This window comes from Desulfosoma caldarium (assembly GCF_003751385.1).
Lineage (GTDB): Bacteria > Desulfobacterota > Syntrophobacteria > Syntrophobacterales > DSM-9756 > Desulfosoma > Desulfosoma caldarium.
On the sequence record NZ_RJVA01000011.1, the window covers coordinates 31412 to 45227 of the forward strand.

Sequence of the window (13816 nt, forward strand, 5' to 3'; positions counted from 1 at the left end):
AAATATAAGGACATGCCACCCATGCGAGGCTTTTCTCGAACCCTTCTGACGGCCGTGGGCTTGATCGCCCTGTTTTCCCAGGTGGCGGAGCCCTTTTCTGTGACGGACATGGCAGGACGCACCGTGAGCTTTCCCAAACCGCCTCGCCGCGTCGTGTGCCTGGCTCCGGGAGCGTTGCGGCTCATCGTCTACTTGCAGGCTCAAGACCTTGTGGTGGGTGTGGAAGGCATCGAGAAAACACGACGTTTCGGCCGTCCCTATCGCATGGCGCATCCTGAACTGGCCGACCTGCCTTTGGTGGGTCCGGGAGGCCCCACAAGCATCAATGCCAAGCCCGATCTGGAACCCCTGCTGGCCGTGAAGCCGGATGTGGTCTTCGTGACCTATATGGACAAGGCTCTGGCGGACGAGGTGAGCCGCCTCGCCGGGATTCCCGTGGTCGTTTTGAGCTACGGGCGGTTTGCGTCTTTTGATGAAGACATCTTGAATTCCCTGCGCGTGGCCGGAAAGGTGCTGGGCCGTGAAGAGCGCGCTCAAGAACTGGCTCGCTTTGTGGAAGACCTTCGCAAAGATCTTCAACGCCGCAGCGCATCGGTTCCTGAATCCAAAAGGCCTCGCGCTTATGTTGGCGGAATCGGGTACAAGGGAGCTTACGGCCTCGAAAGCACGGAACTCCACTACATACCTTTTCTGTGGAATCGTGTCCTCCATGTGGCGGCCTCCGTGAAAAGTCGCCTCGGCGGGCACCTTTTTTTGGATAAAGAACAGCTCCTGACCCTCAATCCCGACGTGGTGTTCATCGATGGCGGTGGTTTGCAGCTTGTCCTAGAAGACGCCAAAAAACATCTCGCCTTTTACAAACAGATCAAAGCGTTTCAAACAGGGCGGGTTTACCTTTTGTATCCGTTTAATGCTTACGCCACCAATGTGGAAACGGCCCTGGTGGATGCCGTGGCGGTGGGCAAGAGGCTTTATCCGGAACAGTTTGCCGATGTGGATCTGGGCAAGGTGGCCGATCGCATCTACAGCACCTTTGTGGGCCGATCCGTGCTTTCCGAGATGGAACATCTCTACGGGCCCCTCGGAGGAATCGTGTCGCTCGGATTGGATTAAGTTTAAGGTCTTGTTCACGGAAGGTGGGGTCAAGGTCGCACGGTAAGAAAGCGGCGCGAGCTGCGTGGACGACTCGAGCGTTGCTGGCTTCCTGCAGAGCGGGGCCCAAAAGGTGAACAAAAGGCATTTGTCGACTGCGTCTGCAGAAAGGGATTGATGACCGCTTATGGGAAAGAGGTCGCTCGAGACGGCGTTATGTCCAAGGCGGAAAATAAGAGGGGGTGCCGAGAAGGAGCCCATGCGTTGCGGTGCGCGACGTAAAGCCTAGGCCTGAAGGCCCTTCCTTGAGACGCCGAGTGCCGCGCCACCGGTGGAATGAGCGGCCGAAACCGCCGAAGTAAGCTCTTTTTGTGAAAGTGCTGGGAAAAAGACGGGGGTATGGAACCCTTACCGTTGCCGCTGAAGCGCTCTATCTCACACGATGACGATGATCGAGGAGGAGGGTTCCATGGAAACAAAGCAAATGAAAAGTCTCTTGAGCGGCGTGGGTACGGGGTTCGAGAGAGGGCGCCATAGAGTCAGGTCTACGAGGATTGTTTTATGCGCCGCGCTTGTGGCCCTGGTCTTGGCTGCCGGCGGCGCTTTAGCCCAGCAAAGCGGATCCGAGGCGACCAAGGTCCAGGACATCGTGGTTCAAGCGGAAAAGATTCTCACACCAACTCGACAGGCCGATGAAACGGTCTACACGGGAACGGCCATCACCCAGAAGGGTTTGGAAGCCCAGGGGCCTCGAGCGTCCACCAGCGTCTATGAATCCCTGCGGGTTCTTCCCGGCGTCCAGGTGGAAAGCCCGGACCCCTATGGCTTGGCTGCGGAACAGCAAGCGATTCGAGTGCGAGGTGTTCGTGGCTACCTGGGGGCGCTCACGGTGGAGGGCATTCCCAACTACGGCGGCAATCCCATCGGTCCCAGGGATTACATCTACGACATGATCAATGTGGAGTCTTTGTCCGTTTATAAGGGAGCGGTGCCGGGAGATATAGGCACCGGCGTGGGATCCCGCGGTGGCGCCATTTGGCTTCAACCCCGCTGGCCTCAGGAGGACTTCGGCGTTAGTCTGGGCCAAAGCCTTGGAGCGCACTCCTATACCCGCACCGTGGGCCGCGTGGATTCCGGATCCATCGAAGCCACGGGCACCAGAGTCAGTGCTTCCTATTCCTACACAGAAGCAAACAAATGGAAAGGGGCGGGAAAGATCGGCCCACGCCACAACGTCAATGTCATGCTGTCGCAACAGGTGGGCACGTGGCTGGACGCCAAGCTCTGGTTCAACATGAACGACTTGGAACAAAATCTTTACAAAGCCTTGACATACCAACAGACGCGAAATCTTTCGAATAATTACAATATAGATTTTAACACAACGCGGGCAGGTACCGCAGCTCAGGACATAAACTATTATGACTATAACAGGGGGGAATACAATAATAGCGATGTGTTTGCCGTTTTAACGGTGACGCCTTGGGAAAATATTCATTTTGTTCTGAAACCCTACTATGCCGATGAAGACACGGAAATTTACCAAGGAATTACGAGCCAAGGGGGGTTGATTCAGAAAAGAGATCGCGACATCGACCGCAAGGGGATCATCGGTGAAGTGCGAAGCACCTGGAGGTCACTTTCCGGCACCCTGGGCTATCTTTATGAAGAATCAGATATGAACATCTCTACAAGGAATTATGGAATTTCGGGAGACAAATTGGTCTACAGGGGAGTCGGTGTGGCCGCCACCACCGGAACGACTTATATTCACAGCCCCTATGCCAAAATTTCGGGAACCCATGGATCCTTCGACTGGCAAGCCGGGCTAAAGTATTTTCGATTTAAGGATTCCGATAGTGAAGGCTACACGACCCCGCCTCCTGACTACATTCCCACCCCTGCGCCCGACCTAAATAGAAAGGCCCGAACCTACGATATCTGGTTACCGACACTGGGGGTGGGGTATCAGTTGACGGAAGACCTTTCGGTGTATGCCAGCTACGGCAGGAATTTTATACGACCGTACGCATACATGCCGCTCGTTAGCCTCTACAGCGCCAACCGCCAGACCTTTCAACAAGCAGGAATCACTCTGAACGATCTTTTTCAAGGCTACGACATGGAAAAATCGGACAATTTCGATCTCGGTTTTCGGTGGAACACCCGATGGTTTGAATTGGCCCCTACGTTCTTTTACAGCGAGCACAAGAAGTTGCTGACGACCGTCTATGATCCTCGGGTCAACTTGAGTTATCGACAGAACATCGGCCGAGCCCGCGGTTACGGGCTAGATTTGGAGACAAACATCTTCCTCATGAAAAATCTGACGGTGTTCCTGAATCCCACCCTAACCATTCTTGAATACGACAAGGACATCACCTTTCAGGGGCAGACCTTTGACGTGAAAGGTGATCAGGTGGTGGATACGCCCAAGGTCATGCTGCAAGCCGGACTTCTCTACCAATACAAAGACTTGGAGCTTATTCCTTCCCTACGGTATTCAGGCAAACGATACGGTGACATTCAACACAAGGAGGAAATCGATTCCTACACGGTTGTGGATTTTGGCGCCCGCTACAAATTGAAAAACATCTTCTTTGATAACACCCTGGAGCTATCCCTGGATATTTACAACGTGTTTAACAAAAAATATATATCGGGGATCAACGTGTTTGATGACAACAGAGGAGGGGCCGCTAGTTACTATGCTGGATCACCCTTTACGGCTATTGTTTCGGCCACTTTGAAATTCTAAAGGAAACATAGCGTCCGGGAGGCGACGAAGACGATGGATGACCATGGACCTGGGAACCAAGGCGACGAGTTGTGGCGACGCTGTGTGGACTTTCACGGGCACGAATGCCCCGGATTGGCTCTGGGCTACAAAGCGTCCCGATTTGCCATGGAAAAACTTAGGGAAGACCGGGCGGCCGACGAGGAGCTGGTGGCCTTTGTGGAAAACGATGCCTGCTTTGTGGATGCCGTGCAGGTGATCACAGGATGCACGTTCGGGAAGGGGAATTTCTTTTACCTAGATTATGGAAAAATTGCCCTGAGGCTTCTTAGTCGGCGTTCCGGGCATGGAGTGCGCGTGTCGCTTAAAAAACAGGTTCATAGCCAGGACTCGGAGCACCGGGCTCTTATGAAAAAAATCATGACCGGAGAGGCCGATGGTGCGGACAGAGCGCGCTTTCAGGAGCTCAATGAGAAAAGAACTCGAGAAATTTTGGGGAAAGACCCGCGCGAACTCTTTCACGCCGAAAAACTTGAGGGCTCCGTGCCGGAAAGGGCTCGAATCGAGCCTTCAAAACTCTGTGAAAGCTGTGGGGAACTGACCATGCCCAGCAAGATGGTCGTGGTGGCCGAAAAGGCGATGTGCCGTCCCTGTGCCGAAAAAGGCTCGGCATGAGACACTGAAATGGGCGTGCGCCGTCTAGCTATTGGGCAGAGCGGCCTGAGAGGCCTCTCAAGTCTTATGAGGACGCAAGGGGTTTAAGCACGCTTTGACTTGATCCGTGCGCGAGGGTTCGTGCCATCGCAGGGACGGTATCTTCGCAACCCATCTCCTTGCGGCAAGGACCTCACATTAAAAAGCACCGCTGGTTTGGAAAGTCATCACGTGAAAGGGAGTGACGAGCAATGTCCAGAGAAAAGATGGTGAAAACTTTGGCGACGTTCACCGGAGCTTTGGCTCTTGTGTTTATCGCCGGAGTGGGCATGTGTGAGGAAATGCTGGAGCCAACGGTCCTTGAACCCGTGCGTGTGGTCGGTTCGCCCATCATTGAAGGAAATGCCATTGACGCGTTTGCCGCGCAAAAGACCGTGGTCACGGATCAGCAAATGGAGGACTTGAATGCCCAAGATTTGCAAACCGCCCTTCGACAAACCCCCGGCGTGACCATTTCGCGCTACAATCCCATTGGATCCTTCGGCGGAGCGACAGGAGGGGCCGTCTTCATCCGTGGTCTTGGATCCAGCCGACCCGGGGCTGAAATCAAAACTTTTGTGGACGGAGTGCCTGTTTACATGAGCATTTGGAACCATCCTCTGCTGGATCTTTTGCCCATTGATCCTGCCCAGAGTGTAGAAGTGTACAAAAGTCCACAGCCTCACGTTTTTGGCAACGCCTTTGCTGCGGTGAACCTTGTGCCTAAGGCGGCGCTCAAGGAGGGTTATCAGACCACACTGCGGGGCTCATACGGAAGCTACGACACCGCGGTGGTTCAAGGGGAGCATGGAGGACGTCCTACGGATCGGTGGGATTACTATCTCGCAGGGGCCTACAGGCGTTCCGACGGCCACCGTGACAATGCGAACGGTGAGCTTGGCAACGCTTACGCGCGCCTGGGGGGGACCATCAATTCCCATTGGGGAGCCTACGCCTTTGCCCTGTGGAATGACAATTATGCCGACGATCCCGGTGCCAAGGGGGCACCGCGGGCACAACGCCTCGGGCGCTATGAGACCCGTCTATGGCTCGTGACGGCATCGTTGACCAACGAATACGAAAAAGCCTCCGGGTTTTTCAAGGTGTACCGGAGCAGCGGGGAGGGCGACTGGCTGGATCAGCCCACATCCAGAGAAGGAGTTCGAGAAGACCTTTTCAATGATTTTTTGTTCTATGGATTCAAGGCCCGCGAGAGTTTCAGGTTGTGGCCGGGAAGTGAGCTCGTCGCAGGCTTGGACTGGGACCGCACGGAGGGCGATTACGTGGCCCGGTTCACGGACGGCAAAAGAGATGTCTGGGACGGCCACGATTTCACCCTTCTGTCCCCGTATGCGGCGTTGAGCCACACCTTTGGGGATCCTCAGGGTTTTCGAGTGATCCCCTCCGTCGGGGTTCGCTACTATGATCACACGGATTTCGATGGGCAGTGGTCGCCCCATGTCGGTGTGATCGTTGGCTACGGGCACACGGAACTGCACGCGAGCTACGCCCGTGGGGTGCTCTATCCCGGCTTGGATGTTGTGGTGTTTTCCCAAAAAGTCATACCGGCTTTGAAGGACACGTGGAAGGATCTGGATGCGGAGGTTTTGGACCATTTTGAATTGGGAATTCGGCATCGCTGGGCTGAAAAGCTCACGGTGGATGTCACAGCGTTTTACGATGAAGGCTCGGACCGCTATGTGGTGGTGCCTCCACCGCCCTTTCCGCCCATCTATGACAATGTGGAAGACTACACGCTGAAAGGGGCGGAAGCGACGGCCACATTTTTCGCGACGGATCGGCTCGCTTTTTTTGCCGGGGCCACCTATTTAGTCGCGGATCCCGACGATCTTCCCTACACTCCAAAATGGACCGTGACGGGGGGCCTCAACTGGCGTTTTCTGGATCGTTGGACTCTCAATGTGGATGGAGAGCGCGTGGGCTCCATGGCCGTACGCGAGCAGGCTCGACGCTTCGGCGCCCTCAACACCCAAAAGGTGGACGCCTACGTGTTGCTCAACGGCAAGCTGAGTTATCAGTTTCCCTTGTCTCATACCAAGGCGCAGGGAACGGTCTATGTGGCCGTGGAAAATATTTTGAATGAAGACTACGAATATCTGCCCGGGTATCCCATGCCCGGAACCAATGTGATGTTCGGTGCCAAATTCACCTTCTAAACAGGAACGATACCCAGAGAAAACGCACGGAAAGGTTGTGCGCCATGGCGGGCAGGGCAGAATTTTTTGAGGCAAGGGCCGCTCGGTGGGAAGAAACCTGTTACCCGCCCGAGGTGCGCGCGCGCCTTGAGGCGTTTCTTCCGCACTTCGGTATCGGCTTAGGGGAATGGGTGTTGGACGTAGGGACAGGCCCAGGCATTTTGGTTCCCTATGTGCACCGTCTCGTCGGACCTGAAGGCCGCATCGTCGCTCTGGATCTGGTGCGGGCCATGACGGTGGAGGCCTCAAAAAAATGTGCCGCTCCGTGGGGAATGGTGTTGCAGGCGGACGTGCATGCCATACCTTGTCGAAGCGGCGTCTTTGACCGCGTGCTGTGTTTTGCCGCCTTTCCCCACTTCAAAGAGCAACCTCGAGCTCTGGCTGAAATGGCTCGGGTGCTCAAGCCCGAGGGAGAGCTCATTATTGCCCATCTGATGAGCCGAGAGGAGCTCGCGCAGCATCATGCCACCCACGAGGATGTGCGCCGGGATGTTTTGCCCGATGCGCGGACCATGACCTTCCTGATGAGAGCGGCCGGCTTTCATGTGCGCACTCTGGTGGACGAACCGGGTCGCTACCTTCTTAAGGCCGTCCGCAGCTGCACCGTCGCACCGTAGGCAGTCGCCTCGGATTCTTCACAAAAAGAAGCCTTCGGTGTATGGAGAAAGCGTTCGAGAGACCCTGGCCGAGCGCCCATGAAAGGGGCGATCGACGACCTTCCGAGCACGGATTGTGGAAGGATAGTCGCAAGTCAAAGGGGCCGAAGCCAGAGAGGACCCGTCTGCCCGAGGGAACGTGGTTTTCTAGGGCACAGGCTTTGGCCTCGGCAATTGCGGGTCGGCCAAGGTCCAGGCCGGCCTCAGCCAGCACCTTCTTTGAGATAGCCGGCCAAGGGAGACGTGGGGCATGCGCATATAGGGTGGCGTGTGATCGAGATCGTGGATTTGAAAAAGAACTACAGGAAAGTGCAAGCCCTCAAGGGTATCAGCCTTCGAGTGGGGTCCGGTGAATTATTCGCCTACCTCGGTCCCAACGGAGCGGGCAAGACGACGACCATTCGCATCTTGACAGGGTTGACAAGGCCCAGTGGAGGTCAAGCCTACGTAGGGGGGCACGATGTGGGCAAGGAACCTATTAAAGCCAAGCGCCACCAAGGACTGGTGCCACAACACGTGAATCTGGATGCCGAGTTGACCGTCGAGGAAAACCTCTTCATTCACGGTCGGCTGCACGGCATGGGGCGCGTGGATATTGGGCGGCGCATCGAAGAATTGCTGGATTATGTGGGGTTGAAGGAAAAGCGCACAAGCCTCGTCAAGCGCCTTTCCGGCGGCATGAAACGGCGGCTTATGATCGCTCGGGCTTTGCTGCATCGCCCCGCCGTGCTCTTTCTGGACGAACCCACGGTGGGGTTGGATCCCGCCATTCGGCGCCGCGTCTGGACGCTCATCAAGAAAATTCAACGGGACGGCGTGACCATTTTTCTCACCACGCACTACATCGAAGAAGCCGAATTTTTGGCCGACCGTGTCGCCTTCATTGACGAGGGGGCCATCGTGGCCTTGGACACGCCTCGGCACCTGATGGACGCCCTGGGCCAATGGGCCATTGACTGCTACCGGGGCAACGAGATGGAAACACGCTACTTTACCGACAGGGAATCGGCCCGCCGTTATGCCGAAGAGCGCATGAACGGCTACACTCTTCGGCGAGTGAACCTTGAAGACGCCTTCTTGGCCTGCACGGGGAAAAAAGTCTCATGAGTGGCGCATGGCAGGCGGTTTTTCTTCGAGAGATGCTCATTCTGCGCCGGCGCTTGTTTCGTCAAATCTTCTCTTGGTCCGTGGCGCCGCTTCTGTACTTGATCGCCTTCGGCTACGGCATGGGGCGCCATGTCACTGTGCAGGGCGTGAGCTATGTGGAGTTTCTCATTCCGGGTCTTTTGGCCATGACCAGCATGACCCAAGCCTTTGCCATCGGAAGCGAAATCAACATCGCTCGGTTTTATTGGCATATTTTTGAAGAGTTTCAGGCCGCGCCCATGAGCCATCTGGACTATGTGCTGGGGGAAGTTTTGGCCGGGTTGTGCCGGGCTATTCTGGCCGGTCTGGTCATTGTGGGGCTCGGAGCCCTTTTCGGCGTATTTCTCTCGTATAACCTGTACTTTTGGATCGCCTTTGTGCTCAACGGTCTGGTCTTTTCGTCTTTGGCCGTGGCCTTGGCCATGGTGGTCAAGTCCCATGCCGACCAGGCCTTCATGAACAACTTCATCATCACTCCCATGGCCTTTCTGGGCGGTACCTTTTTTCCCCTGGCCCATCTGCCGGAGTGGGCCCAAAAAGTGTTGCAATTCCTGCCCATCACGCACGCGACGTTTGCAATGCGCGACGCCGCTCTTGGCAAGACACCTCCCCTTTTTCCCTTTGGGCTTTTGGCCGTGCTGGGCGTGGCGGCCTTTGCGGGTGCCGTGTTCACCGTGGACCGAGCCAAGGACTGAAGTTTTTTCGTCGAACGTGTTGCGATGCGTTGAGCCCTGATCTCAATGTGCCGCGGGGGTGTTGTGTGTCACGAGGAGGCCACGCCATGGGCGTTGAATGAATCTACCGGCGTGGAAAAAAACGCCGGGGTAAGAAAAGTCCTGCGCAGCCTGTGTTTCTTGCCGTTGGGCGAGGTCTGAAGCGCCTAAAAGGTAGATTCGTGCATGGCCGCTCATACGGCCCCGCTCGTTTGCTGCTCGATCTTTTGGGCCGCCTTGAGACCCTAAGCACTGGACGAGCTGTTTGGACGCCGCCGGCGTTCATTCCAAAAGGTTTGAGCGTATTGGTCCGAAAGAACGCGCCGATCGCCTACGCGCATGGTCATGCCGATGGAGTCCAAATAGTCGAGAATGCTGATGCCGCGGGTTCGCCCGAAACCAAACAGTTGGGAGCAATCGGCGATGGTAAGGGAGCCATCGCGAAGGATTTTGTCCCGAACCCTTTCCTTGATCTGTTCTAGGGCCTTGCGCGTCATATAGCGCCCATCCCGAAGACGAACCAAAGTTTTTTGGGCCGTCAGATAGTCGACGAGTTTTTGAACCTCCGGCCTGGAATATCGCTCGCCATGTTCGTCGCAAAAGGTGCCCACGGCAAAAGTGCGCCACCCCAGTTTATGGGCGTAATCCAGAATCCTCTGCACGATTTCCTGTTGCCGTCGAGGAAGCGCTGTGACCTTTTCAGGAAGGCGATACCCCGACTCTGTTCGTGCCACCATGCCGCGCTGAACCAACGTGTCCAGAACGTGCGCGCAAACAGCGTCGTCCAAGTGTGCATCGACGCGATGCTTGATTTCCTGGGCCGTCACGGCGGCTTTGAGGGGGGTCTCGGCCAAGATTGCCGATAAGGCTTGAAAGGTTTCTCGAATTAAATGTCTGTAGGCCGCTTTGGGAAGGTAAAACTCTTGGCCTAAGAGCACATAACGGTCCTGCCGGCAGGCTTGATTGACGTGGTCAGCAATGCGTCGGCTGGAAAAACCCGTGGCTCGGGTCATGTCCTGAAGCGTCAAGGCGCGGTTGCCGCTGCGCTGAAAAAGCATGTCCGTGGCACCGGAGACATCTTCCCGAAGAAGACATTCCAGAAAAGGGAGGATTTTGGTCGCTTTGCGTTCCCGAAATTTCTGGTTGGAGACTTCCAAAACGGTCCCCCCTCCCAGCACGGCCTCCAAATCCAAAGAACACATCACAAAAGGATCGCGGGCTAAAGCTGGGACGGGTTTTTCCATTCGCAATTGCACCAACCCCGTTTCTCCGGGGTTTAAGGATTTTTGGTCCATAAGAACGACGAGGGCGTTGTGGCAGCCCGTTCCCAGGTGAATTTTAACTCGCGCTTGGTTCCTCAAGGGCTTTGGAGCATGTCGAGAAATTTCCAGCTGGGCGTTGAGGTAAAAGGCCGGGGAAGTGTAGCCTGGAGTGATCAAGGCCATTCCATGAGCGACGGCTTCGAAAGGGACCCCCCGCAGGTTGATCCCGGCACGCATGCCCGGTTCTACCCTCGGCACCCTTTCGTGGTGCACTTCAAGAAAACGCGCCGTTGCTTTTGCGCAGGTGGGAAGGATTTCCACAGGGTCGCCTTCGGCAAGCGCCCCGCACAAAACTGTGCCGGAAACAACGGTGCCGAAACCCGCCGCCTGGATCACCCGGTCGATCCAAAGCCGAAAGATGGGGTGGACGAAATCCACCGTCACCCTGTCCACCAGCCGCTCCAGCTCTTTGAGGACCTGAGCAAGACCGCGGTTTTGGAGGGCAGAAAATGGCACCACCACACAGCCGTCCAAGAAAGTGCCCTTGATCAGGTCCCTCACTTCCATTTCGGCCAGTTCCAGGGTTTCCTCATCGACCAAATCCGCTTTACTGAGGACCACCATCCCGGTTTTGGCCCCCATGAAATGCAGGATTTCCAGGTGATCCAGCGTTTGAGGCATAATGCCGTCATCGGCGGCCACCACAAGAACTGCCGCCTGCACACTGCTCAGCCCTCGAATGGTATTTTTCAGGAAATCCTTATGGCCAGGAACATCCATCAAAGCCACGCGGCGCCCGTTGGGCAGAACAAGAGGCGCAACGCCCGGTTCTATGGTCAGACCCCGGCGTTTTTCCTCTGCCAGCCGATCCGTGTCCCATCCGGTCAGGGCTTTGACCAAGGAGGTTTTGCCGTGGTCCACATGGCCGGCGATGCCAATGGTGAAGGACGCAAGCATGGGATTCCTCGAACGTTTCACATCGTGACCGGATTCTGGGCCATGGCACGAAGCTGCTGAAGGGCTTGGGGAATGGCTTTGCGGACAAGGACGGAACGCTCCATGCCTTTTGTCATCCAATCTTTTTCGTACTCGGGATGTCTCGGACAGAGAGGCGGAATTTCCCAAAGGGCTTCGGTCTCATAAATGGACGGATCACAGGCCATATCCAAAATCGGTCTTTCCATGCGGGGCGACCTCTGGACCCAATCCAAGCGGGCCATGATTTCAAATCGGGCCTGGTCGGTGAGGTAAAAATACCCGTTAAGAAGGCGACACAGCGTCTCGAGATTGACAGATGTAAAGTGATCCCCATCGCCAAGCCCCTGAGTCACCATGATCAAGTCGTAGAGAGCCTTTTGAGCGTTCTGGTCTTCTGAGGCGAAGCGCAGCAGCATGGAATGGGTAAGATCTTGCCACCGGGTTTTTTCGTTCCACGGGTGGTCGCCCGAAAACAATCGGCGCCAGAGCCGAAAAGCTCGACTGGCCAGCTTTTGTCTTCTCATTTGGTCCAGGAAAACGACGTTATCCATGGTCCTGAAAGCGATTCCGTTAGGGTCTTGGCCTGTTAGGCAAGGTTTTTAGTGAAACTTAGGCCGTCAGTCCTTAACGATTTTCGTTATGTCTCGAAGGCTTCGGCTTCTTAAGCCTCAAGCTTTCTTTCGACTCCGGCGAACATGGGGCCCATGGCGCGAACGCGTTCCGTGATGTCCCGGCAACATTGAGCGAACTGTGGTCCCATGGATGCCGAGTTGTAGACGATGCCGACTCGGTCGCGTTCCACGCCGACCGATTCAAGAATTTTTTGGACTTGAGCGACCCGCTTGGCAGCCTTGAGATTACCGGACACATAATGGCATTCACCAGGAAGACAGCCTGAAACGTACACGCCGTCCGCTCCATGTTCCAAGGGCTTGAGCAGATGCAAGATATCCACTCGGCCCGTGCACGGCACCTGCACAATGCGCACGTTCGGGGGGTAAGAAAGCCTCATGGCTCCGGCCAGATCCGCCGCGGCATAGGAACACCACTGACAGCAATACAGGATGACGACGGGTTCAAAGGCATCAACAAGGGATGCGGACTCCTGCAGGGCTCTCTCGCTCATGGGGGCATCCTCTGGGGCGTGGACCGACACAAACATAGCCGTCGTGCATCCGCGCCGGTCCTCTTGGAGGGGGCAAGGGGAATCGAACCTCCTCCCGGTTGATAAGACCGGGCCAGCGGGTTTGCAGCCCGTGGGGCGCCCAGCGCCGTTGCCCCCAAGAATCCGTCAAAAAAAGTAAGGCCTCTTCCCTTACCCGATTTGGCTCTTATGGAGAAAAGCCTAATGTGTCAAATAGGTAGTTCCGATAACATGCAGTTTTGGATTTTGGATTTTTATGGAGTGTGAATTTCCATTCTTGCCAGGACGGGTAGGGCTGGCGTAAGGTGATGATGCAAGAGCCTTGAAAACCCACAGGGTAAAGCGGGGTCGCAGACGCCAATCCCAATGAAGAGCCTATGGTCATGATCCTTTTTCGCAAAGTGAATAAGTGGTTTGGACCGCTGCACGTCTTGAAGGACATCGACTTTTCGGTGGATTCGGGAGAAGTCGTCGTGGTGTGCGGGCCCAGCGGGTCGGGCAAAAGCACCATGATTCGGTGCATCAATAAACTGGAGCCCATTCAAAAGGGAACCATTGTGGTGGACGGTATGGATCTGAACGATCCGCGCACGGATATTACCAAACTGAGGGCCGAAATCGGGTTTGTTTTTCAGCAGTTCAATCTTTATCCACACATGACCGCCCTGGAAAATATCATCTTGGCTCCCATGAAGGTGCGCAAGATGTCCAGAAAAGACGCCGAAGCCTTGGCGTTGGACATTTTGGACAAAGTGGGGATTCGCGAAAAAGCGGACCATTATCCCGCGCAGCTTTCGGGTGGCCAGCAACAGCGGGTGGCCATTGCTCGAGGATTGGCCATGCGGCCCAAGATCATGTTGTTCGATGAACCCACATCGGCCTTGGATCCGGAAATGATCAATGAAGTGCTGGACGTGATGAAGAATTTGGCCAAGGAAGGTATGACCATGGTGGTGGTCACCCACGAGATGGGTTTTGCTCGGGAAGTGGCTCATCGAGTGGTGTTTATGGATGAAGGCCGTTTGATTGAGAGCGCGCCTCCCCAGGAGTTTTTTTCCAACCCGCAAAGTGAGCGAACGCGGTTGTTCCTGAGCAAGATTTTGAGCCATTGAGGGGGGGGAGGCTTCAAGGCGAGGAAAAGCGGGAAAGGAGAAAGGTCTCGGTAACCGCACAGGGAAT

Annotated in this window: 11 protein-coding genes and 1 tRNA gene; 8 read left to right on the plus strand and 4 right to left on the minus strand. The window is 55.7% G+C overall.

Going from position 1 to position 13816, the window contains the following annotated elements; translation table 11 throughout:
* The first annotated feature begins 12 nt into the window (after nt 1-12).
* The 7 genes from EDC27_RS06010 (at nt 13) to EDC27_RS06040 (ending at nt 9235) form a co-directional block, all read left to right on the plus strand.
* Nucleotides 13-1113, plus strand: coding sequence for an iron ABC transporter substrate-binding protein (locus EDC27_RS06010; protein ID WP_245994306.1), 1101 nt, complete (start codon nt 13-15; stop codon nt 1111-1113).
* Nucleotides 1114-1561: 448 nt separating this feature from the next.
* Nucleotides 1562-3850 carry a TonB-dependent receptor gene (locus tag EDC27_RS06015; RefSeq protein ID WP_211334790.1) on the plus strand — a complete coding sequence of 763 codons (2289 nt, stop codon included), beginning with the start codon at nt 1562-1564 and terminating at the stop codon, nt 3848-3850.
* Nucleotides 3851-3883: 33 nt separating this feature from the next.
* On the plus strand, nt 3884-4504 hold the full coding sequence (locus tag EDC27_RS06020; protein WP_123289728.1) for an FmdE family protein: 621 nt from the start codon (nt 3884-3886) through the stop codon (nt 4502-4504).
* Between the two features lie 230 nt (nt 4505-4734).
* Nucleotides 4735-6699 carry a TonB-dependent receptor gene (locus tag EDC27_RS06025; protein WP_123289729.1) on the plus strand — a complete coding sequence of 655 codons (1965 nt, stop codon included), beginning with the start codon at nt 4735-4737 and terminating at the stop codon, nt 6697-6699.
* A 44-nt stretch (nt 6700-6743) separates the two neighbouring features.
* Nucleotides 6744-7355 (plus strand): class I SAM-dependent methyltransferase, encoded by a 612-nt coding sequence (locus EDC27_RS06030; protein ID WP_123289730.1) that lies wholly within the window; start codon nt 6744-6746, stop codon nt 7353-7355.
* 309 nt (nt 7356-7664) lie between these two features.
* A complete protein-coding gene (locus EDC27_RS06035; protein WP_123289731.1) occupies nt 7665-8501 on the plus strand; it encodes an ABC transporter ATP-binding protein in 837 nt (278 codons plus the stop codon).
* Nucleotides 8498-9235 carry an ABC transporter permease gene (locus tag EDC27_RS06040; protein ID WP_123289732.1) on the plus strand — a complete coding sequence of 246 codons (738 nt, stop codon included), beginning with the start codon at nt 8498-8500 and terminating at the stop codon, nt 9233-9235. The genes EDC27_RS06035 and EDC27_RS06040 overlap by 4 nt, the downstream gene beginning before the upstream one ends.
* A gap of 263 nt (nt 9236-9498) precedes the next feature.
* On the opposite strand, the gene selB is transcribed toward EDC27_RS06040, so the two are convergent.
* The 4 genes from selB to EDC27_RS15965 all read right to left on the minus strand — a co-directional run bounded on the left by selB (nt 9499) and on the right by EDC27_RS15965 (nt 12775).
* Nucleotides 9499-11472, minus strand: a complete 1974-nt coding sequence (gene selB / locus EDC27_RS06045) for a selenocysteine-specific translation elongation factor (protein WP_123289733.1) — start codon at nt 11470-11472, stop codon at nt 9499-9501.
* A gap of 17 nt (nt 11473-11489) precedes the next feature.
* On the minus strand, nt 11490-12044 hold the full coding sequence (locus EDC27_RS06050; protein WP_123289734.1) for a hypothetical protein: 555 nt from the start codon (nt 12042-12044) through the stop codon (nt 11490-11492).
* A 110-nt stretch (nt 12045-12154) separates the two neighbouring features.
* Nucleotides 12155-12619, minus strand: a complete 465-nt coding sequence (locus EDC27_RS06055) for a hydrogenase iron-sulfur subunit (protein WP_123289735.1) — start codon at nt 12617-12619, stop codon at nt 12155-12157.
* Nucleotides 12620-12683: 64 nt separating this feature from the next.
* Nucleotides 12684-12775, minus strand: a tRNA-Cys gene (locus tag EDC27_RS15965).
* Nucleotides 12776-13020: 245 nt separating this feature from the next.
* On the opposite strand from EDC27_RS15965, the gene EDC27_RS06060 reads away from it, so the two are divergent.
* Nucleotides 13021-13749, plus strand: a complete 729-nt coding sequence (locus EDC27_RS06060; RefSeq protein WP_123290108.1) for an amino acid ABC transporter ATP-binding protein — start codon at nt 13021-13023, stop codon at nt 13747-13749.
* Nucleotides 13750-13816 lie beyond the last annotated feature (67 nt).